Annotated in this window: 22 protein-coding genes; 10 read left to right on the forward strand and 12 right to left on the reverse strand. The window is 59.6% G+C overall.

Annotated features, from left to right (window positions below):
- Positions 1–12 precede the first annotated feature (12 nt).
- The 3 genes from AN476_RS04390 to hemF all read left to right on the forward strand — a co-directional run bounded on the left by AN476_RS04390 (position 13) and on the right by hemF (position 2,844).
- Entirely contained in the window at positions 13–1,014 is a 1,002-nt protein-coding gene (locus AN476_RS04390) for a class I SAM-dependent methyltransferase (RefSeq protein ID WP_054459770.1), read from the forward strand.
- Positions 1,015–1,109: 95 nt separating this feature from the next.
- Positions 1,110–1,913 carry an SDR family NAD(P)-dependent oxidoreductase gene (locus tag AN476_RS04395; protein ID WP_054459771.1) on the forward strand — a complete coding sequence of 268 codons (804 nt, stop codon included), beginning with the start codon at positions 1,110–1,112 and terminating at the stop codon, positions 1,911–1,913.
- Positions 1,914–1,950: 37 nt separating this feature from the next.
- Positions 1,951–2,844: an oxygen-dependent coproporphyrinogen oxidase gene (gene hemF, locus AN476_RS04400; RefSeq protein ID WP_054459772.1), complete on the forward strand. Its 894-nt coding sequence runs from the start codon at positions 1,951–1,953 to the stop codon at positions 2,842–2,844.
- 80 nt (positions 2,845–2,924) lie between these two features.
- Here the strand turns inward: hemF and AN476_RS22800 are convergent, their stop codons facing one another.
- Genes AN476_RS22800 through AN476_RS04415 form a run of 4 tightly spaced genes read right to left on the reverse strand, consistent with a single transcriptional unit; the run spans position 2,925 to position 4,691 of the window.
- Positions 2,925–3,089: a hypothetical protein gene (locus AN476_RS22800; protein WP_157063677.1), complete on the reverse strand. Its 165-nt coding sequence runs from the start codon at positions 3,087–3,089 to the stop codon at positions 2,925–2,927.
- A 13-nt stretch (positions 3,090–3,102) separates the two neighbouring features.
- Positions 3,103–3,762 (reverse strand): hypothetical protein, encoded by a 660-nt coding sequence (locus tag AN476_RS04405; RefSeq protein ID WP_054459773.1) that lies wholly within the window; start codon positions 3,760–3,762, stop codon positions 3,103–3,105.
- Positions 3,759–4,175, reverse strand: coding sequence for a hypothetical protein (locus AN476_RS04410; RefSeq protein WP_054459774.1), 417 nt, complete (start codon positions 4,173–4,175; stop codon positions 3,759–3,761). Before AN476_RS04410 ends, AN476_RS04405 begins: the two co-directional genes overlap by 4 nt.
- A 45-nt stretch (positions 4,176–4,220) precedes the next feature.
- The gene (locus tag AN476_RS04415; RefSeq protein ID WP_054459775.1) at positions 4,221–4,691 is read right to left on the reverse strand and encodes a hypothetical protein; all 471 of its coding nucleotides are present in this window, start codon (positions 4,689–4,691) and stop codon (positions 4,221–4,223) included.
- A 152-nt stretch (positions 4,692–4,843) separates the two neighbouring features.
- Here AN476_RS04415 and AN476_RS04420 point away from each other — a divergent pair, with 152 nt between their 5' ends.
- Complete coding sequence (locus AN476_RS04420) at positions 4,844–5,656, forward strand: GH25 family lysozyme (protein ID WP_054459776.1); 813 nt, start codon at positions 4,844–4,846, stop codon at positions 5,654–5,656.
- Positions 5,657–5,758: 102 nt separating this feature from the next.
- On the opposite strand, the gene hemC is transcribed toward AN476_RS04420, so the two are convergent.
- On the reverse strand, positions 5,759–6,718 hold the full coding sequence (gene hemC / locus AN476_RS04425) for a hydroxymethylbilane synthase (protein WP_054459777.1): 960 nt from the start codon (positions 6,716–6,718) through the stop codon (positions 5,759–5,761).
- Positions 6,719–6,839: 121 nt separating this feature from the next.
- On the opposite strand from hemC, the gene hemE reads away from it, so the two are divergent.
- The 3 genes from hemE to AN476_RS23040 all read left to right on the forward strand — a co-directional run bounded on the left by hemE (position 6,840) and on the right by AN476_RS23040 (position 8,702).
- Positions 6,840–7,874 (forward strand): uroporphyrinogen decarboxylase, encoded by a 1,035-nt coding sequence (gene hemE / locus AN476_RS04430; protein ID WP_054459778.1) that lies wholly within the window; start codon positions 6,840–6,842, stop codon positions 7,872–7,874.
- A complete protein-coding gene (locus tag AN476_RS04435; protein ID WP_054459779.1) occupies positions 7,867–8,397 on the forward strand; it encodes a GNAT family N-acetyltransferase in 531 nt (176 codons plus the stop codon). Before hemE ends, AN476_RS04435 begins: the two co-directional genes overlap by 8 nt.
- Before the next feature lie 143 nt (positions 8,398–8,540).
- Positions 8,541–8,702, forward strand: coding sequence for a hypothetical protein (locus tag AN476_RS23040; RefSeq protein ID WP_054459780.1), 162 nt, complete (start codon positions 8,541–8,543; stop codon positions 8,700–8,702).
- A gap of 34 nt (positions 8,703–8,736) precedes the next feature.
- On the opposite strand, the gene AN476_RS04445 is transcribed toward AN476_RS23040, so the two are convergent.
- The 6 genes from AN476_RS04445 to AN476_RS04470 all read right to left on the reverse strand — a co-directional run bounded on the left by AN476_RS04445 (position 8,737) and on the right by AN476_RS04470 (position 14,096).
- Entirely contained in the window at positions 8,737–9,894 is a 1,158-nt protein-coding gene (locus AN476_RS04445; protein WP_054459781.1) for an acyl-CoA dehydrogenase family protein, read from the reverse strand.
- Positions 9,895–9,899: 5 nt separating this feature from the next.
- Positions 9,900–10,991, reverse strand: a complete 1,092-nt coding sequence (locus AN476_RS04450; protein WP_054459782.1) for a CaiB/BaiF CoA-transferase family protein — start codon at positions 10,989–10,991, stop codon at positions 9,900–9,902.
- Positions 10,992–11,119: 128 nt separating this feature from the next.
- A complete protein-coding gene (locus AN476_RS04455; protein ID WP_054459971.1) occupies positions 11,120–11,944 on the reverse strand; it encodes an SDR family NAD(P)-dependent oxidoreductase in 825 nt (274 codons plus the stop codon).
- A 90-nt stretch (positions 11,945–12,034) separates the two neighbouring features.
- Positions 12,035–12,457: a MaoC family dehydratase gene (locus tag AN476_RS04460; RefSeq protein WP_054459783.1), complete on the reverse strand. Its 423-nt coding sequence runs from the start codon at positions 12,455–12,457 to the stop codon at positions 12,035–12,037.
- On the reverse strand, positions 12,454–12,900 hold the full coding sequence (locus AN476_RS04465) for a MaoC family dehydratase N-terminal domain-containing protein (RefSeq protein ID WP_054459784.1): 447 nt from the start codon (positions 12,898–12,900) through the stop codon (positions 12,454–12,456). The genes AN476_RS04460 and AN476_RS04465 overlap by 4 nt, the downstream gene beginning before the upstream one ends.
- Before the next feature lie 11 nt (positions 12,901–12,911).
- Positions 12,912–14,096 carry a lipid-transfer protein gene (locus tag AN476_RS04470; protein WP_054459785.1) on the reverse strand — a complete coding sequence of 395 codons (1,185 nt, stop codon included), beginning with the start codon at positions 14,094–14,096 and terminating at the stop codon, positions 12,912–12,914.
- A 196-nt stretch (positions 14,097–14,292) separates the two neighbouring features.
- Here AN476_RS04470 and AN476_RS04475 point away from each other — a divergent pair, with 196 nt between their 5' ends.
- Positions 14,293–14,913, forward strand: coding sequence for a TetR/AcrR family transcriptional regulator (locus tag AN476_RS04475; protein ID WP_054459786.1), 621 nt, complete (start codon positions 14,293–14,295; stop codon positions 14,911–14,913).
- A 144-nt stretch (positions 14,914–15,057) separates the two neighbouring features.
- On the opposite strand, the gene AN476_RS04480 is transcribed toward AN476_RS04475, so the two are convergent.
- A complete protein-coding gene (locus AN476_RS04480) occupies positions 15,058–15,918 on the reverse strand; it encodes a helix-turn-helix domain-containing protein (protein WP_054459787.1) in 861 nt (286 codons plus the stop codon).
- Positions 15,919–16,035: 117 nt separating this feature from the next.
- Here AN476_RS04480 and pobA point away from each other — a divergent pair, with 117 nt between their 5' ends.
- On the forward strand, positions 16,036–17,217 hold the full coding sequence (gene pobA / locus AN476_RS04485; protein WP_054459788.1) for a 4-hydroxybenzoate 3-monooxygenase: 1,182 nt from the start codon (positions 16,036–16,038) through the stop codon (positions 17,215–17,217).
- A gap of 98 nt (positions 17,218–17,315) precedes the next feature.
- A complete protein-coding gene (locus AN476_RS04490) occupies positions 17,316–18,176 on the forward strand; it encodes a crotonase/enoyl-CoA hydratase family protein (RefSeq protein WP_054459789.1) in 861 nt (286 codons plus the stop codon).
- Positions 18,177–18,223: the final 47 nt, after the last annotated feature.

The raw sequence follows: 18,223 nt of genomic DNA on the forward strand, positions 1-18,223 counted from the left end.
AAAGGATGTGCTATGTCCCTGCGCCTGTCCCTGGCCCTTGATGCGGGAGGCTGCGTTGTGCCCGCTGAGGGGCGCATTGCCGTCTTTGCGCCGCGTGCTGGTTTGGATCTGTCAGCCCTGCCAAAAGAGCGGGTGGTGATCCTGCAACCGCTGCGTCCGGATTTTGAAGCCTTCGAGGCGGCGGGTTTTGCCAGTCTGCCAGGATTGGCGGATCTGCCCGAGGGCGAGCGCTTTGCCGCCGCAGTGGTTTTCCTGCCCCGTGCCAAGGCCGAAGCCCGCTTGCTGGTGGCCCAGGCCGAGGCGGTGACCTCTGGCCCGGTGTTGGTCGACGGGGCCAAGACCGATGGTGTCGATTCGATCCTCAAGGCGCTGCGCAAACTGACCGAAACCTCGGCCCCGGTGTCAAAGGCCCATGGCAAGATCTTCTGGTTCCAGGGGGGCAACAATAGGCTCACAGAGTGGATCCCTGCGCAAGAGAACCGTGTGGATGGGTTTGTCACCGCGCCAGGGGTGTTTTCAGCCGATGGTATTGACCCGGCCTCGGCGCTTTTGGTGCGCAGCCTGCCCGAAAAACTGGGCGCGCGTGTTGCGGATCTGGGGGGCGGTTGGGGCTATTTGTCGACGCAGATCTTGACCCGGGCTGCGGTGAAACAGCTGCATCTGGTCGAGGCTGACCATGTTGCTCTGGGCTGTGCCCGGCAGAATGTCAGGGATGCGCGCGCGCATTTTTACTGGGCGGATGCCCGCACTTGGCGGGCTCCGGATCAGATCGATACCGTGGTGATGAATCCCCCATTCCACAGCGGGCGCAAATCCGAGCCCGAGCTGGGGCAGGCTTTCATTGCAGCGGCGGCCAATATGCTGGTCGCCTCGGGGCATCTGTGGCTGGTGGCCAACCGGCATCTGCCCTATGAGACTCTGCTTGCAGAACGCTTTGTCGCGGCCGAAGAAATCGCTGGCGACAATCGGTTCAAGGTCTTGCATGCCCAGCGGCCCCGGCGCCCCAAACGCTGATTTTTCCCCTATCTTGCCCCGAAATTCTGCGTTCCCAAATGCAGATCCGGGGGGTAGGCTCGCAGTCGAATTCAAACCTCAGGAGTATGCCTCGCATGTCCTTTTCCATCTCTGGCAAGACTGCCATCGTCACCGGTGCCTCTTCGGGTATTGGCTTGGCCATCGGGCGTCAATTTGTGGCTGCTGGAGCCAAGGTGATGTTTGCTGATACCAATGAGGCCGCCTTGGTGCGCGAACTGGGCGAGCAGCCGGAAGAGAGCAATATTCGCTATTTTGCCGGAGACCTGCGGGAACGTCTGACCATCGCCAATCTGTTGTCGGCGACCATTGATGCCTTTGACGATATCGACATCCTGGTCAATGGGGCGCGTCAGGTGGTGCAGAGCGATCCGCTGGACACCAATGATGACTCGCTGGAACTGTTGTTGATGGAAAACCTGCTGCCCACGCTGCGGCTGTCGCAGCAGGTGGCGCGCCGGATGATCAAGCAGGGCGAGGGCCGTGATGAAGACGCGCCTCTGGGTGCCATCGTCAATCTGTCTTCGATTGCGGCCCGGCGCACCCACCCCGAATTGATGGCCTATTCGGTTGCGTCGGCGGCACTGGACCAGCTGACACGCTCGCTGTCCGTCTCGCTGTCGCCACATCGCATCCGGGTGAATTCCATCGCCTTTGGCTCAGTCATGAGCGCCTCGATGCAGTCGACACTGAAGGACAACCGCAGCTACCGCCAGGATATCGAAGAACATACCCCCCTGGGGCGCATTGCCTCGCCGACAGAACTGACCGAAGCCGCGCAGTATCTGGCCTCGGATGCCTCGGGTTTTATGACCGGGCAGATCATGACCCTGGATGGCGGGCGCACCCTGCTCGATCCTGTCGCCGCACCGGTTCACTAGCACGCTCCCCGATAGAACACAGCAGAAAGCCTCCTTGATGACCGCCGATATGAGCACCGAAAAAGCCCAGGCCGCTGCCTGGTTCCGCAGCCTGCGCGACGAAATCGTCGCCGCCTTTGAAGCGCTGGAAGACCGCCATGACAGCGGTCCCTTTGCGGATATGGAGCCAGGTCGGTTTGAGGTCACCCAGACCAAGCGGTCGGCGGAGGATGGATCAGATGCGGGGGGCGGGTTGATGAGCGTGATGCGCGGCGGTCGGGTGTTTGAAAAGGTCGGCGTCAATATCTCCGAGGTCTACGGCACCCTAGGAGAGCGGGCGCAAAACGCCATGGCGGCCCGCAAGGGCCTGCCGGGGATGAAGGAAGACCCACGGTTCTGGGCCTCGGGGATTTCCCTGGTCGCACATATGCGCAACCCCCACGCGCCTGCGGTGCATATGAACACCCGAATGTTCTGGACCCCGCATGCCTGGTGGTTTGGCGGCGGCTCGGACCTCAATCCCTGCCTTGAGTATGATGAAGATACCGCGCATTTTCACGCCACCCAAAAGGCCCATCTCGACCCGCATGGCGCCGATCTCTACCCTCGGCTCAAAGACTGGGCGGATGAGTATTTTTATATCCCTCACCGCAACCGGGCGCGCGGCGTTGGCGGTATCTTTATGGATGACCACAACAGTGGCGACTGGGCGGCGGATTTTGCCCTGACACAGGATATCGGCCGTGCCTTTCTACCGGCCTATCTGCCGCTGGTGGACAAGCGCCGGGCACAGGATTTCTCGGAGGCCGACAAAGAGGCACAGCTGGTGCATCGCGGGCTCTATGCTGAATACAATCTGGTCTATGATCGCGGTACCAAATTTGGCCTTGAGACCGGCCATGACGCTAATGCAGTGCTGATGAGCCTGCCACCCCTAGCCAAGTGGGTCTGAGCTAGTCAGAGCCAAAGGCACGAAAGGATGCGTTTAGGCTTTCGCCTCTTGGCTAAGCAGGTGATTGAGACCCGCTGAATTCAGCTGTCTTTCTTTTTGTCGATACTGCAGACGGCGGTAAAACTGCCGTCGGGCATTTTCTCTAGATCCATAGTCCCACCGCTTTTCCCGCATAGCTTGATAAAGCCCTCGACCATGTCACGGTCGAGGTTTTTTATGGTCCAAAGGGTCTTCTTTTTCGCCATGGTTTCATTCCTTTCAAATCAGCTTGAGGGCCTTGGCAATGGCAATGTTCTTTGTCGCATTGCTTCCATCGCCTATGGCAATGGCAGCCTGGCTGGGTGCATCAACCCCGGACAGTGAAATGCCTTGTGCCTTGGCCAAGGCCAAATAGGTGGTCAGATTGGCATCCGAGCCATTTACGAATGACAGGAGCTTGACTGTGGCAGTACGTGCGGCCGGGTCATCACTAACACGAACGGTATTGGTTGCATTGACCACGGCCTTCACGGCCGCCTCAGCCTGGTTGGCGTTTTTGGGGTTTTCTGTTGTGCCATTGACCAGGGCAACCGCAGCGGGGCCTGTGGCATAGCCTGAAGCCACGGTCACCTGGGTGTCGAAGGGGCCGGTACTGCCTGTTGTCTGCGCAATTCTGATGGTGCCTACCAGGTTTGTTGCCTCGGTATTGGGGCGGCCGTTCTCGTCGCGCCCCATCGGAGGCACCAACCCGACAACCTGACGGCGCAGCCCTGCATTTGCTTCAAATGGCACCGCTTTGGCGGCATCGGCTTCTATGCCGAGATTGAAGCCGGTGGATTCTCCAAAGACCAGAGTATTTTCGCAACCAGCCAGTACGGTAAGGCAGGCACCGACTAGGAGGATTGAACGGAGATGGCTGTTTAGCTGAAGGTGTCTCATTCGCCATTCCCTCCGGAGGTACCATTTGAGGGTTGGCCTGCAAACTGATTGCAATCCAGCAAATTCTCGTTTCCGTCTTTGATTTTTGCGGCGAGATCGGTTGCAGCCTTGCCAGTGATGACCAAGTCGGAATACCGCGTCAGAGCCACGCCATTGGTCTGCAGATAGCTACAGCCGAGGGAGGCCATGACATCGCGGTCATCCACACCGTCGTCCGGTGTTGGATCAGTTCCCTTTGGGACAAGAGTTACAAACTCACGGTCATAGCCTAGCACGAGCTTGCCGGATTGACGGTTCTGGCTAAATCGCCCGTTCAGCCCCACCGTTGTATCGTGTGCAACATATAGGTTTTTGGCTTCGCATCCAGAAAGAGCGAGCAAACCAAGGGCCAAGGGAATAAGCAGTCGTGTCATTATACTACCACCAAAAGCTATTTCCTACAAAACATCTGCCAAGCATCAAGACCTGCAATCCTCGGCAGAGCCGAGTTGTAATTGGGTCAAAGGTAGATCTGACGCTTGGAAAGCTATTGTACGACTGTAGACCTCACCTTCTGGAATTGAAAGAATTTTGGCGCGCTGCCTAAACCCTAGGGTGAAATCCACCTCTCGCCCGAAGCTCGAGAACAGTAGCCCGTAACTGTCTGTCAGCGAAAAATGGCTAAAAGATTGTTCCGGGCAATCGGTAGAAAAAACAGAAATATCATGCCAGTAACCGAAACTGAGAGCGGTGGTGTCACGACTGACCTCCAGATGTAGGCCAGGCGCCTTGCGTTGCCGCACGATGGCCCCCTCTCCGGGGATCAACTGATCGGATACCAGGCCAAAGCCATTGACGGAACAGCCGACTACTAGCGCTAAAGATAAAATTAGCAGTAGTAAACGGCAGCAAGATTCCCCCAGAATCCTACAAGTTTTGATTGCAGGCATTTCTTTTCCTCCCAGAATCCAACTATCCGGCCATTGTTGGTTTAAGGGAAGCCGAATTTCGCCAAACCACCCTATTGAGGGGTTGCCCTATTGGCGGCCGTGGAGGTCAGCTGCTACTGCTGGGGCAATCAGGGAGTGAGATAAAGGTGATCATGCGTCTGTTGTTTTTGATACCCCTGCTGCTTGTCACGGCAATGGGCTGTGCACGGCGCGTGCCTGATGTTCAACAATCCGAATCTCCGAGCCAACGGCCGACATTGGCCGAGCTGTCGACACTCACCACCTATCCGCGTTTTGGCGATAGTGACCCGCATGAATGGCGCGGTCGTGGTCCCAACAGCTATGCGATCCACGGCATTGATGTTTCCCGCTATCAGGGGGAGATTGACTGGCCACAGGTCAAAGCATCGGGCGTGTCCTTTGCCTATATCAAGGCGACCGAGGGTGGCGATGTGGCGGATCCCCGGTTTGCCGCAAACTGGCGCGGGGCGCAGCGCGCTGAGATACAGCAGGGCGCCTATCACTATTTCTATTTCTGTCGCCCGGCAGCAGAGCAAGCACGCTGGTTCATCAAACATGTGCCACGCGATCCAAACGCGCTGCCGCCAGTTCTGGATATGGAATGGAACCCGCGCTCGCGCACCTGCACTAAACGCCCTGATGGCCGGGTGGTGCGGGCCGAGGCGCGCAAGTTCCTGGCGCTGTTAGAGGCTCACTATGGACAGCGCCCAGTGGTTTATACAACGGTTGATTTTTATCGCGAGACCGGCATTGGGCGGTTGCGCGGGACTGAGTTCTGGCTGCGCTCGGTCGCGGGACATCCCCGTCAGGTCTACCCCGGCGCCTTTTGGCGGCTTTGGCAATATACTGGCACCGGGGTGGTGCCGGGGATCGCAGGCAACGTGGATCTGAATGTGTTCCACGACAGCCCTGAAACCTGGCTGCGTTGGTCCGGGCAGCTTTAGGAATAGTTTTGGATAGGTATGCGCTCAGCCCCGCGAAAACCGAGCAGCGGCTCTGACCCAAGCACAGCGTGGTGAGCGGTGCGTTGCAGACCAAAGCTTGCTTCAGTTTCGCCAGTCAAAAAAACCTTCGCCCGCTTGCTGTAGAAGCTTTGTCGCCATCTCGCGGCCCAGCTCGCCCCCGTCTTCAATGGCGCAGCTCTGATCCTCTGCAATAGCCTCTGACCCATCCGGGCGCAGCACTTCACCGCGCAGCCGGAGTGTGCCGCCATCCAGTTCGGCCAGTCCTGCGATAGGCGTCTCACAAGAGCCATCCAACGCAGCCAAAAAGGCCCGTTCTGCCGCCAAGCGCTTGCCGGTGGTTACGTCGTGGATCGCTTCAAGCATCGCGGCGGTACGACTGTCATTGCCGCGCCGCTCAATCCCAATGGCCCCCTGCGCCACAGCGGGTAGCATATCGGTGGTCTCAATCGCGGTGGCGGGCACATCTGCCATTGCCAGGCGGTTTAGGCCGGCCATGGCCAGGAAGGTGCATTCCGCCACACCTTCATTCAGTTTTTTCAAACGCGTCTGCACATTGCCACGGAACTCCACCACCTTCAGATCTGGGCGGCGGTTCATCAATTGCGCCCGGCGGCGCAGCGATGAGGTGCCGACCACGGCGCCGGGCTCCAGATCCTGTAGCCGCGAAAATTTTGGTGAGACAAAAGCGTCCCGCACGTCTTCGCGCGGCAGATAGCAGTCCAGTAGCAGCCCTGCGGGTTGGGCCACGGGCATGTCCTTCATCGAGTGCACCGCGATGTCGATCGCGCCGGACAGCAGATCCTCTTCGATCTCCTTGGTGAACAGCCCCTTGCCGCCCAGCTCCTTCAGCGGCTTGTCCGCCGCAATCAGCGCCTGATTGTCGCCACTTGTTTTAATCACCACGATCTCAAAGGCCTCATGCGGCAGATCAAAGGCCTCTGCCAGGCGGCGACGGGTCTCATAGGCCTGGGCCAGCGCCAAGGGGGAACCACGGGTGCCGATTTTCAGCGGAGAAGCGGGGGAGGGCAGGTTCTGTGTCATGGTATGACCTTTAGTAGCGGCGATTTGCCGTTGCAAGCATTGCTCAGGCTGCCCTTGACAATTTGCCGCTTTGGGCCGACCTCATGTGCGGTATAAACGAGCAGGCGAAATCGAGGGTGACATGGCTGAACAAAAGAAAATTCTGCGCGCATTGGCAGGGGAAACACAGGATGTGCCGCCAATCTGGATGATGCGCCAGGCGGGCCGTTACCTGCCCGAGTATCGCGCCACCCGGGCTCAGGCCGGGGATTTTCTCAAACTCTGCTACAACCCTGAACTCGCTGCCGAGGTCACGCTCCAGCCCATTCGCCGCTATGGGTTTGATGCGGCGATCCTCTTTGCCGACATTCTGTTGATCCCCCAGGCGTTGGGCGCGGATCTGTGGTTTGTCACCGGCGAAGGCCCACGTCTTTCGACCATCACCACCGAAGCTGATTTTGCCAAACTCGGCCCAGTGTCTGACATCCACGAGACCCTGAACCCGATCTACGAGACCGTCAAAATCCTGTCCCGGGAATTGCCTGCCGAGACCACGCTGATTGGTTTTGCAGGCGCCCCCTGGACCGTCGCAACCTATATGATTGCAGGTCGCGGCACCCCGGATCAGGGCCCGGCCCATGCGCTGAAACACGAAAACCGTGCCCTGTTTGAGGCCCTGTTGGCCCGTATCACCGAAGCCACCATCGACTACCTGTCCAAACAAATCGAGGCTGGCGCCGAAGTGGTCAAGATCTTTGACAGCTGGGCAGGCTCGCTCAAAGGCGAAGATTTCCGCAAATATGCGCTGGAACCCTGCCGCGAGATCACCGCAGCGCTGAAACAGCGCCACCCCGGCATTCCTGTCATCGGCTTCCCGCGGGAAGCGGGCGAAAAATATCTGGGCTTTGCCAAGGAAACGGGCATTGACTGCCTGGCGCTGGACAATTCGGTTGACCCCCTTTGGGCCGCACAGAACCTGCAGGTAGATGGCTGCGTGCAGGGCAATTTGGCCTCGCGCCACATGGTGACCGGTGGTCAGGATCTGGTGGAGGAAACCCGGGCCATCGTGCAGGCCTTCAAAAACGGCCCTCATATCTTCAACCTGGGCCATGGCATCACGCCCGACGCCGACCCCGACAATGTCCAGCTGATGATCGACACTGTGCGCGGTGGTTGAACAGGCCGCTGAAATCACTCTGCGCCCGGCGCGTCCCGAGGACGCGTCGAGCCTGGCGGCCCTGTCGATTGAGGTCTGGCTGGGCACCTATCTGCGCCGCGGCATCAATGGCTTTTTTGCCGATTACGTCTTTGCCGAGCTGACGCCCCAGCGCATGGCAGAACAACTGGATCGCGATACGGAACGTTTCATTGTCTCGCAAAATGCCGAGGGTATTGATGGTTTCATTCGTCTGACCCAGGGTCCGAAGCCGCCAAAAGGCAAGGGTTCGGCGCTCGAGATCTCCACGCTCTATGTCCAGCCCCGTCACCACGGGCGCGGCCTGGGCCGGGCGCTGCTGCAGGCAGGACTCGCCCATGCCAATGCCTTGGGCGCGCGCCACCCCTGGCTCACCACCAATATTGAAAACACCCCGGCCATCGCCTTCTATCAGCGCCAGGGCTTTGCCATCACCGGGCGCACCCATTTCCAGATTGGCGATCAGGCCTACCCTAATGAGGTTCTCACCTTTCAGGGCTACTGACTCCTCATTTCATTTGGCCAAAAATATCCCGGGGGAGCAGCCCCCGGAGGGCTGCGGGGGCAGCGCCCCTTTTGTTTTCCTTGAAGTGGCCGACGATTTGCGGCATCACCGCCGCTACGCCAAACGGTAGCAAAGGTCGACAGATGGATTACAGCAGAATGGGCGGCACGCGCATGGGCAGCAACACCCCTCGCCACGCCGAGCACAACGCCAAGGGAACCGCCAAGAACCCCTATGACCGCAAGGCCGACAAGGCGGCTCTTTTGGAGCGCATGAAGGCGGCGGCCAAGAAAAAAGAGGGCTGATCAGCCCTCTTTTCCGGCGCGCGCAATGGGCGGTTCACACCGTCAGGCTGCGGGCAATCAGTTCTTTCATGATCTCGTTAGAGCCACCGTAGATTTTTTGCACGCGGGCATCAGCATACATGGTCGAGATCGGGTATTCCGACATATAGCCGTAGCCACCAAAAAGCTGCAGGCATTCATCGATGCAGTCGCATTGCATCTGCGTCACCCACCATTTCGCCATTGAAGCCGTGGTGGCATCCAGCTCACCGCGCAGATGTTTGGCCACACAGTCATCCAGAAACACCCGTGCAATATGGGCCACGGTTTTCACCTCAGCCAGTTTGAACCGGGTGTTCTGCATCTCCAAAAGCGGCTTGCCAAAGGCGCGGCGCTCGGAGGTATAGGCGACGGTTTCCTCCAGCGCCTTTTCCATGGCGGCAGCCCCGCCCAGGGCCACCACCAGCCGTTCCTGCGGCAGGGATTTCATCAGCTGATAAAACCCTTGGCCCTCAGTCCCGCCCAGCAGGTTTTCCGGCGGCAGGCGCACATTGTCAAAAAACAGCTCGGAGGTGTCCTGGCTTTTCAGCCCCAGTTTCTCCAGATTGCGGCCCCGGGCAAAGCCCTCTGCCTCGGCGGTCTCCACCATCATCAGCGATATGCCCTTGGCGCCCAGGCTGGAGTCGGTCTTGGCCACCACAATGATCAGATCGGCCTGCTGCCCATTGGTGATAAAGGTCTTGGAGCCACTCAGCACATAGTCATTGCCCTCTGGCCGCGCCGTGGTCTTGATGTTTTGCAGATCAGATCCGGTGCCTGGTTCGGTCATGGCAATGGCGCAGACCATCTCTCCGCTGGCCATCTTGGGCAGCCAACGCTGTTTCTGGTCCTCGGTGCCGTAGTCAAGGATATATCCGGCACAGATCTGGCTATGCACCGAATTGCCAAAACCGGAGAACCCGGCGGCGCGGAATTGTTCGGTGGCAATCACCGCCTCATGGCGAAAATCCCCACCCATGCCGCCGTATTCTTCCGGAACGCTGGCGCAGAGAATGCCCATTTCACCGGCCCGGTTCCAGAAGTCGCGGTCGATATGGCCCTGTTTCTGCCAGCGTTCCTCATGCGGGACCATTTCCTTGGCAAAGAAGTCGCGCAGGGAGTCCTGCAGCATGGTCAGCTCGTCATCCATCCAGGGGGAGATATGGGAAGTCATCGGGGTTATTCCTTGTAAAGACCAAGTTCGGCCAGAATTTCACGGCTGTGCTGGCCACGTTCCGGGCTGGCCTGGGGGTGCCAGGCTGGGGCGTGATCAAAGCGGGGGGCAGGGCTGGCCTGCAACACACCCTCCTGCTCAACCCAGGTGCCGCGCGCATTCATCGGATGGGTCAGGGCTTCATCCGGGCTCAGCACTGGGGCAACGCAGGCGTCCGATCCATCAAACAGCGCCGCCCAATGGGCGCGGGGTTCACTGGCAAAGATCCCGGCCAGACGCCCGGTCAGCGTGGGCCAGAGGCTCTTGTCGAACTGGCGTTTGAAATCTGCATCCTCGCTCAGCCCGATGAATTGCAGGAACTGAGCATAGAACTTCGGCTCCAGGCATTGCACGGTCATATAGCCGCCATCGGCGCAGGCATAGGAGCGGCTCCAGTGCGGGCCATCCAGCAAGTTCTGACCGCGTGTCTCGCCAAAGCCGCCGGCCTGACGGATGCTCATCAAGAGGTTCATCATATGGGCGGAGCCATCATAGATAGCGGCATCCACCACTGTGCCGATCCCGCTGGTTTTGGCGCGCAGCAATCCCGCCAGCATGCCAGCGACCAGATACATTGCGCCGCCGCCGATATCGCCGACCAGCGTGGCGGGGGTCAGTGGTGTATCGCCGGGGGTGGAGGCATACCAGAGCGCGCCGGAAAGCGAGATATAGTTCAGATCATGCCCGGCGGTTTCCGACAGGGCGCTGTCCTGACCCCAGCCGGTCATGCGGCCAAAGACCAGATCCGGGTTAACCGCATGGCACGCGTCGGGACCGATGCCGAGGCGTTCCATCACCCCGGGGCGAAATCCTTCGATCAGCCCATCGGCGGTGGCGACCAGGGCGAGGAACACCTTGATGTCTTCGGGATCTTTCAGGTCCAGCTCGATCGAGCGCTTGCCGCGATCCAGCACTGAGCGTTCTGGCATGCCCGGTGTGACGCCGCCGCCCTTGCGGTGGACGCAGATCACATCGGCACCCATGTCGGCCAGCCACATGGCGGCAAAAGGGCCGGGGCCAAGGCCCTCTACTTCGATAATGCGGATGCCTTTGAGCATAGTATTCTCCTGTCTGGCCTGGCGGAGTGCCGGGCAGCCCCCGACCGCCCCCGTCAAACCGGAGGTTTGCCTCCGGCAAAGGGGCGGGGGCTTCACCCCCACCCGCGGTCAGGCACTGTCCTTGGGGTTTACGCCGTAAGCCCACCGCCAACGATGAGGGTCTGGCCGGAAACGTAATTGCTTTCTGGGATGCAGAACAGATAGACGCCGCCTGCGGCTTCCTCGGGGGTGCCCGCGCGGCCAATCGGGATCATCATCTCAAAGCCTTTGACCACTTTCTTGGGAATACCGATACCCACGGTGTTGCCCTCGACCTCGATGGATTTTTTCTCATCCGTGGCCTCGGTCAGGCGGGTGGAGATCATGCCAAAGGCGACGGCATTGACGTTGACCTTGTAGCGGCCCCATTCCTTGGCCATGGTTTTGGTCATGCCAACAATCCCCGCCTTGGCCGAAGAGTAATTGGCCTGTCCCGCATTGCCGCCGGTGCCGGCAATCGACGAAATATTCACCACCTTGCGAAAGACCTCGCGCCCCTCGGAGGCTTCAATAGCGGCCTGTTCTGCAATAAAGGGGGCTGCAGCGCGCAGGATTTGGAAGGGGGCTTTCAGGTGCACGTCGATCATCGCGTCGAACTGCTGGTCGGTCATTTTGCCGATAAAGCTGTCCCAGGTGTAGCCGGCATTGTTGACGATGATGTCCACGCCGCCAAATCTGTCGATCCCTGCCTGGATGAAATCATTGGCAAAGCCGGGCGCAGTAACCGAGCCGGGAATGGCCAGGGCCTTGCCGCCCATGGCTTCGATTTCACTCACAACCGCCTGCGCGGGTTCCACATCAAGATCATTGAGCACCACATTGGCGCCGTCGCCTGCCAGTTTCAGCGCGATGGAGCGGCCAATGCCACGTCCGGCGCCGGTGATATAGGCTGTCTTGCCTGCGAGTTTTGTCATGGTTTGCATCCCAGTTTGTTCTCAGTTGAGGGTCCACCCGGCCTATGGCCGGGTAGCGCCCGTACGCCCGCAGAGGGGCTTTTGATGTCGCTAGGGCAGCTCGACCAGCGCCTTGCCTGCCAGCTTTACCTCGCCGTTCTGATCGGTGGCCTCAACCTCCAGAGCCACCAGATTGCCATGGCGTTTCTCCACCACACGGCCGGTGCAGGTTACCACCGCATGGATCTGGGTGATGGCCACAAAACGGGTCGAGAATTCCCGCACAGCGGTCTGCGGCACCCAGGCGGTCAGCAGGTGACCCAGATAGGCCATGTTCAACATGCCATGGGCAAAAACATCCGGCATGCCGGCCGCCTTGGAAAAATCAATGTCGATATGGATCGGGTTGTGATCGCCCGAGGCCCCGGCAAAGAGCGCCAGGGTGGTGCGGCTGATGGCGCGCTGGCTGACAGCAGGCAGCTCATCCCCAACCTGAACCGAGGCAAAGGTCACTGTGTTTTCAACGCTGCTCATTTTGGGTTCCTCACAACAATGGTGCGGGTCATGGAGCCCAGGTCTTCGCCCAACTGGTTCTGCGCGTTGGTTTCCAGGATGACAAACTCCATCGCGCCGCCCTTCTTGTCGTAGATATCCACGACCTTGCTGATCAGGGTGACCTCATCCCCGGCGCAGATTGGAACCCCATAGGTAAAGGCCTGCTCGCCGTGCAAGACATGGGCCAGTTCGATCTTCATCTCATTGATGAAATAGAACGGGTCGTCCCGCTCCAGATCCAGTGTGAAGACAAAGGTCAACGGCGCGGGAATGTCGCGATAGCCCGCCGCCTGTGCTGCGGCGCTGTCCCAATAGATCGGGTCGCGCTGTCCGGTGGCACGGGCAAAGGCCCGCAGGCGGCCGGCCTCCACCCCTGTTATCAGCGGTGGAAAACTGCGGCCAATGAAGGATCTGTCAATCATGCGCTGTCCCCTCAGGCGGCTTGGTACAGCGTAACAACGCAGGCGCCGCCGAGCCCGAGGTTGTGCTGCAGAGCGGTGCGAGCGCCCTCAACCTGCGTAGCGCCTGCGGTGCCGCGCAATTGCCGTGTCAGCTCGTAGCACTGGGCCAGTCCGGTGGCCCCCAGCGGGTGGCCTTTGGACAAGAGGCCGCCCGAGGGGTTGGTCACATATTTGCCGCCATAGGTATTGTTGCCATCCGCGATAAACTTGCTGGCACCTCCCTCGGGGCAAAGCCCCAGACCCTCATAAGTGATCATCTCATTATGGGCAAAACAGTCGTGCAGCTCGACCACATCAACATCATCAATCGCAATGCCGGTCTGTTCCTGCACCTGTTTGGCAGCGGCAGCCGTCATGTCATAGCCAACCAGCTGCATCATGTCGTGGGCCTCAAACGTCGAGGCGTAATCGGTGGTCATTGACTGACCTTTGATACGTACCGCCTGATTGAGCCCGTGTTTCTTGGCGTAATCTTCGCTGACGATAATGGCTGCTGCGGCACCACAGGTGGGCGGACAGGCCATTAGCCGGGTCATGACGCCCTCCCAGATCGTCGGGCTTTGCAATACGTCCTCGGGCGTGAGCTCCTGGCGGAACAGGGCCAGTGGGTTGTTCACCGCATGACGGCTGGCCTTGGCCCGGATGCGGGCCAGGTCGGTGAGCGAGGAGCCGTGTTTCTCCATGTGAGATTTGCCTGCCCCGCCAAAATAGCGCAGCGCCAGTGGGATTTCAGGATGGCCGACCAGATCGTCGGTTTCCGCGTCAAAGGCATCAAAGGGACTGGGGCGGTCGGTCCAATGCGACGTCAGCGCACCGGGCTGCATATGTTCGAACCCCAGGGCCAGCGCCACGTCCACGGCACCGGACTGCACCGCCTGGCGCGCCATGAACAGCGCGGTTGAGCCGGTCGAGCAGTTGTTGTTCACATTCATCACTGGAATGCCGGTCATGCCAACCTTGTAGAGCACCGCTTGCCCGCAGGTGCTGTCACCATAGACATAGCCTGCATAGGCCTGCTGAACCGCATCATAGGGCAGGCCCGCATCGGCAAGCGCATCGCGCAGCGCGGCGGCTCCCATTTCGGTATAGGGGGCGTTTTGACCCGGCTTGGCAAATTTGGTCATGCCCACTCCGGCAACCAGTACCTCTGATGACATTGGTCTCTCTCCTTGCTGCAGTTTGCGACGCAGATGCTGCGCTTTGGCGAATTTACACTTCTGGGTTACTGTTTGCCGGGGCTGGGCAAGAGGTCAAGTTTGATGTAACTGATGGGTGTAATTACCGGGCGTCATATGGTCCTCAAGCGGGAAGGTGGATCGGTGTCGGAGAGTTTGTGAAGCGTGGAGCGGCAGTATGAGCAACAGGAGCTGGACCACATCCGGGGTGTGTCGCGAGGGTCGGCGCGAAGCCAAGCGGCAGGCGGTTTTGCAGGCTGGGGCGAGGCTGTTCAATGACCACGGGTACGAGCAGACCTCGCTGGAAGACATCGCGGCGGCGCTCAAGATCACCAAGCGCACCATTTATTACTATGTGCAGAGCAAAGAGGACATTCTCTTTGGCTGCCATCAGCAAGGGCTGGGGGTCCTGGGTGAAACCATGGCGCAAAGCCAGAACCCCGACCTGCCGGTTCTCGAGCGGATTGCGCTGCTGATCCGGGGCTATTGTGCTTGGGTCTCGTCGGATCTAGGGGCAACCATCGCCATGGTGCGCGAACACAGCCTCTCGCCTGAGCGTCGCCAGGCCCTGCGCGCCAGCAAGGCAGAGGTTGATTTTCAACTGCGCAGCCTGATCAAACAGGGCGTGGCCGAGGGCCGCCTGCGGCCCTGTGATCCCAAACTGGTGGCAGCTGCGGTCTTTGGGGCCTTGAACTGGATCCCCCATTGGAACCGGGTGGCAGATCCGGTGCCGCAGGAACAGATCGCCGAGCAATATCTGCACTTGGTGATGCAGGGCATGGTGCCCGCCAGGGATTGAGGGACGAGTACTTATCTAACTGGCCCGGCTGTCAGGCCGGGCCGCGCCTGACCTTCCCCCTGGGAAGGCGCTTTGCACCTACCCAAGGTCAGGCGCCTCCCTCAGTCTGGTTCTGCATCAGGGGAGGGCAGTCCTTGCGACACACTATCTCTCCCCGCCCACCTGCTGACGAAACAGTCTGGGCGGGGTGCCGGTTCCCTTGGCAAAGACTCGGCTGAAATGGGCGGGGTCGGAAAACCCCAGATCATAGGCAATCTGGGCGGCACTCAAATCGGTATAGATCAGCATCCGACGCGCCTCGCGCAGCATGCGTTCATTGATCAGCTGAGATGCGGATTGCCCGGCGGATTTATGGGCAATTCGGTTGAGATGGGTCGGCGAGATCGCCAGATCACGGGCATAGTCTGCCAATGGGCGGCGTTTGCGAAAATCCCGCTCGATCAGCGCCTCAAAGCGGGTAAACAACGGGTTTCCGGTGCGATGCTGATTGGCGCTGTCCGCATCAAAAATGGCGCGGGACGCCAGGCCGATCAGCGCCCCTGCCAAGGATCGCAGCACCTGGGCGCGGGCAAAATCCTGCCGGTGGTATTCATCAAACAGATGTTCCGCCAGTGCTCTGAGTGCGGCGGGCAGCGGCAGCACTGCGGGCTGTTCCAGTGGTGCCCGCACGCCTTCACTGGCCTGAATGCAGTGATCCAGAAGATCCGAGGTCAGCGTCACCACCCAGCCATGGGTGTCCGGCGCAAAATCATACCCATGCACCACGCCGCGGGGAATGTTCACAAAACTACCGGTGGGAACGGGCTGGGTTTTGCCGTCGATATCTGCCGTTCCCTTGCCCTTGGTCAGGAACAATAGCTGGTGCAGTCTTGCGTGACGATGCGCCTTGAGCTGCCAGTCATGCAGGGCTGAGCGCGAGCGGATGGTTTCCACATGCAGCACATCCGCCAGCTCAGCGGTTTCGCCAAACAGGTTGTAGCTGCTGATTTGAGAGGCCTGAGACATGTGTGATATGTACAAGAACTTGCGCAGTCAGTCCATTCGCAAAGCGGTCTTTGCACTGCATATTAGCTGTCAGATCCAGGGCTGCAGCAGCCCCGTGAGTTTTTGGGAGAGGCGCAGATGACGCAAACAACCACTCAAGTTGCCATCATTGGCGGTGGCCCTTCGGGGCTTTTGCTGTCGCAGCTCTTGCACCGTCAGGGCATCGATACCGTGGTGTTGGAGCGCCAGACGCGGGACTATGTTCTGGGGCGCATTCGGGCTGGGGTGCTGGAACGGGGCTTTGTGGAGCTGATGCGCGAGGCGGGCTGTGCAGAACGTATGGAGGCCGAGGGCGAGGAGCATCATGGGGTCTATCTGGCGCATCAGGGGCGGATGGATCGGATTGATCTGGCAAAATCCGCCGATGGGGCCACGGTGATGGTCTACGGTCAGACCGAGGTGACGCGGGATCTATATGCGGCGCGTGCGGCGATGGGCGGTATCGTCATCCATCAGGCCGACAATGTGCAGCCGCATGACCTGACATCGCAAACCCCCTTTGTTACTTATGAAAAAGATGGGCATGAGCACCGCATTGACTGTGATTTCATCATCGGCGCCGATGGTTTTCACGGCGTCAGCCGCAAGTCGATCCCGGCGGATGTGCTGCGCGAGTACGAAAAGGTCTACCCTTTTGGCTGGCTTGGCGTGTTATCCGAAACCAAACCCGCCTCTCCTGAACTGATCTATGCCCGCCATGACCGCGGCTTTGCGCTGTGTTCCATGCGCAGCCAGGTGCTGAGCCGCTACTACATTCAGGTGCCGCTGACCGATAAGGTCGAAGATTGGTCAGATGAGGCCTTTTGGTCTGAGCTGAAGGCGCGCCTGCCACAAGAGGTGGCCAAGGGGCTGCAGACTGGTACCTCGATTGAGAAATCCATCGCACCGCTGCGCAGCTTTGTGGCCGAGCCAATGCGCTATGGCCAACTGTTTCTGGCAGGGGATGCGGCCCATATCGTGCCGCCCACCGGGGCCAAGGGGTTGAACTCGGCGGCGTCCGATATCTACTATCTTTATCACGGTTTCCTGGACCACTACAAACGCGGCGACAGCGCTGGGCTGGAGGGCTATTCAGAGAAAGCCCTGGCGCGGGTCTGGAAGGCGGAGCGCTTTAGCTGGTGGATGACCAACCTGCTGCATCGTTTCCCCGAGATGTCTGAGGCCGACCTGCGGCTGCAATGTGCTGATCTGGACTATCTGTTTTCCTCTGATGCAGCGCAGGCCTCCATGGCGGAAAACTATGTGGGATTGCCCTACTAGGCAATCTGACGCCACGTAGGCCAGCTCATCCCCGGCCTGCAGGGGCTGGCGGCATCTGCAAACCCGTGGTTTCCTTCCCGCAAACGAGGGAGAGAGACATGCCAACAGTTGCCTATGAAAAGACGGGTCGAATTGCGCGAATTACGCTCAATCGGCCAGATGTCATGAATGCTATCAATGATGAATTGCCTCGCGAACTGGCATCCGCTGTGGCGCAAGCGGATGCCGATCCCGGCGTGCATGTCATGGTGCTCTCCGGTGCGGGCGAGGCCTTTTGCGCGGGCTATGACCTCACCTATTACGCCGAGGGCAACGGATCTGGCGCGGCAACCCAGGAGATGCCTTGGGATCCGATTAAAGACTACCGCTTCATGTGGGAAAACACCCAGCATTTTATGTCGATGTGGCGGGCCGTAAAGCCGGTGTTGTGCAAGGTGCATGGCGCGGCTGTTGCCGGAGGGTCGGATATCGCGCTCTGCGCCGATATGACCATCATGGCCGAAGAGGCGCAGATCGGCTATATGCCGACGCGGGTCTGGGGCTGCCCAACCACCGCCATGTGGGTCTACCGCCTGGGGGCAGAGCGGGCCAAGCGGATGTTGTTCACGGGCGACAAGATTTCGGGCCGCGAGGCTGCAGATATGGGGCTGGTTATGCAGGCGGTGCCGCTGGCCGATCTGGATGATGCGGTTGAAGCCATGGCAGCGCGGATGTCGACAGTGCCGATCAATCAACTTGCGATGCAGAAAATGGTGATCAATCAGGCGATCGAACAGACCGGATTGATGCAGACGCAGCGCTTGGCAACAATCTTTGACGGCATCACCCGACATTCACCGGAAGGGATGAATTTCAAGGCCCGGTCCGAGGAAATGGGCTGGAAACAGGCTGTGCACGAGCGGGATGAGGGCACTTTTGACTGGACCACCTACGAAGAGATCCCAAAGGGAAACCGCTAGGCCCTGATCCTGGCAGTTTCAATATGAACAAAGGGGCGCAGGGATGC

Source organism: Phaeobacter sp. 11ANDIMAR09, assembly GCF_001294455.1.
Taxonomy (GTDB): domain Bacteria; phylum Pseudomonadota; class Alphaproteobacteria; order Rhodobacterales; family Rhodobacteraceae; genus Pseudophaeobacter.

Excerpts from the sequence above, each read along its gene's own strand:
- AN476_RS04390 (WP_054459770.1), top strand. The coding sequence starts at position 13 with ATGTCCCTGCGCCTGTCCCTGGCCCTTGATGCGGGAGGCTGCGTTGTG.
- AN476_RS04395 (WP_054459771.1), top strand. The coding sequence starts at position 1,110 with ATGTCCTTTTCCATCTCTGGCAAGACTGCCATCGTCACCGGTGCCTCT.
- hemF (WP_054459772.1), top strand. The coding sequence starts at position 1,951 with ATGACCGCCGATATGAGCACCGAAAAAGCCCAGGCCGCTGCCTGGTTC.
- AN476_RS22800 (WP_157063677.1), bottom strand. The coding sequence starts at position 3,089 with ATGGCGAAAAAGAAGACCCTTTGGACCATAAAAAACCTCGACCGTGAC.
- AN476_RS04405 (WP_054459773.1), bottom strand. The coding sequence starts at position 3,762 with ATGAGACACCTTCAGCTAAACAGCCATCTCCGTTCAATCCTCCTAGTC.
- AN476_RS04410 (WP_054459774.1), bottom strand. The coding sequence starts at position 4,175 with ATGACACGACTGCTTATTCCCTTGGCCCTTGGTTTGCTCGCTCTTTCT.
- AN476_RS04415 (WP_054459775.1), bottom strand. The coding sequence starts at position 4,691 with ATGCCTGCAATCAAAACTTGTAGGATTCTGGGGGAATCTTGCTGCCGT.
- AN476_RS04420 (WP_054459776.1), top strand. The coding sequence starts at position 4,844 with ATGCGTCTGTTGTTTTTGATACCCCTGCTGCTTGTCACGGCAATGGGC.
- hemC (WP_054459777.1), bottom strand. The coding sequence starts at position 6,718 with ATGACACAGAACCTGCCCTCCCCCGCTTCTCCGCTGAAAATCGGCACC.
- hemE (WP_054459778.1), top strand. The coding sequence starts at position 6,840 with ATGGCTGAACAAAAGAAAATTCTGCGCGCATTGGCAGGGGAAACACAG.
- AN476_RS23040 (WP_054459780.1), top strand. The coding sequence starts at position 8,541 with ATGGATTACAGCAGAATGGGCGGCACGCGCATGGGCAGCAACACCCCT.
- AN476_RS04445 (WP_054459781.1), bottom strand. The coding sequence starts at position 9,894 with ATGACTTCCCATATCTCCCCCTGGATGGATGACGAGCTGACCATGCTG.
- AN476_RS04450 (WP_054459782.1), bottom strand. The coding sequence starts at position 10,991 with ATGCTCAAAGGCATCCGCATTATCGAAGTAGAGGGCCTTGGCCCCGGC.
- AN476_RS04455 (WP_054459971.1), bottom strand. The coding sequence starts at position 11,944 with ATGACAAAACTCGCAGGCAAGACAGCCTATATCACCGGCGCCGGACGT.
- AN476_RS04460 (WP_054459783.1), bottom strand. The coding sequence starts at position 12,457 with ATGAGCAGCGTTGAAAACACAGTGACCTTTGCCTCGGTTCAGGTTGGG.
- AN476_RS04465 (WP_054459784.1), bottom strand. The coding sequence starts at position 12,900 with ATGATTGACAGATCCTTCATTGGCCGCAGTTTTCCACCGCTGATAACA.
- AN476_RS04470 (WP_054459785.1), bottom strand. The coding sequence starts at position 14,096 with ATGTCATCAGAGGTACTGGTTGCCGGAGTGGGCATGACCAAATTTGCC.
- AN476_RS04475 (WP_054459786.1), top strand. The coding sequence starts at position 14,293 with ATGAGCAACAGGAGCTGGACCACATCCGGGGTGTGTCGCGAGGGTCGG.
- AN476_RS04480 (WP_054459787.1), bottom strand. The coding sequence starts at position 15,918 with ATGTCTCAGGCCTCTCAAATCAGCAGCTACAACCTGTTTGGCGAAACC.
- pobA (WP_054459788.1), top strand. The coding sequence starts at position 16,036 with ATGACGCAAACAACCACTCAAGTTGCCATCATTGGCGGTGGCCCTTCG.
- AN476_RS04490 (WP_054459789.1), top strand. The coding sequence starts at position 17,316 with ATGCCAACAGTTGCCTATGAAAAGACGGGTCGAATTGCGCGAATTACG.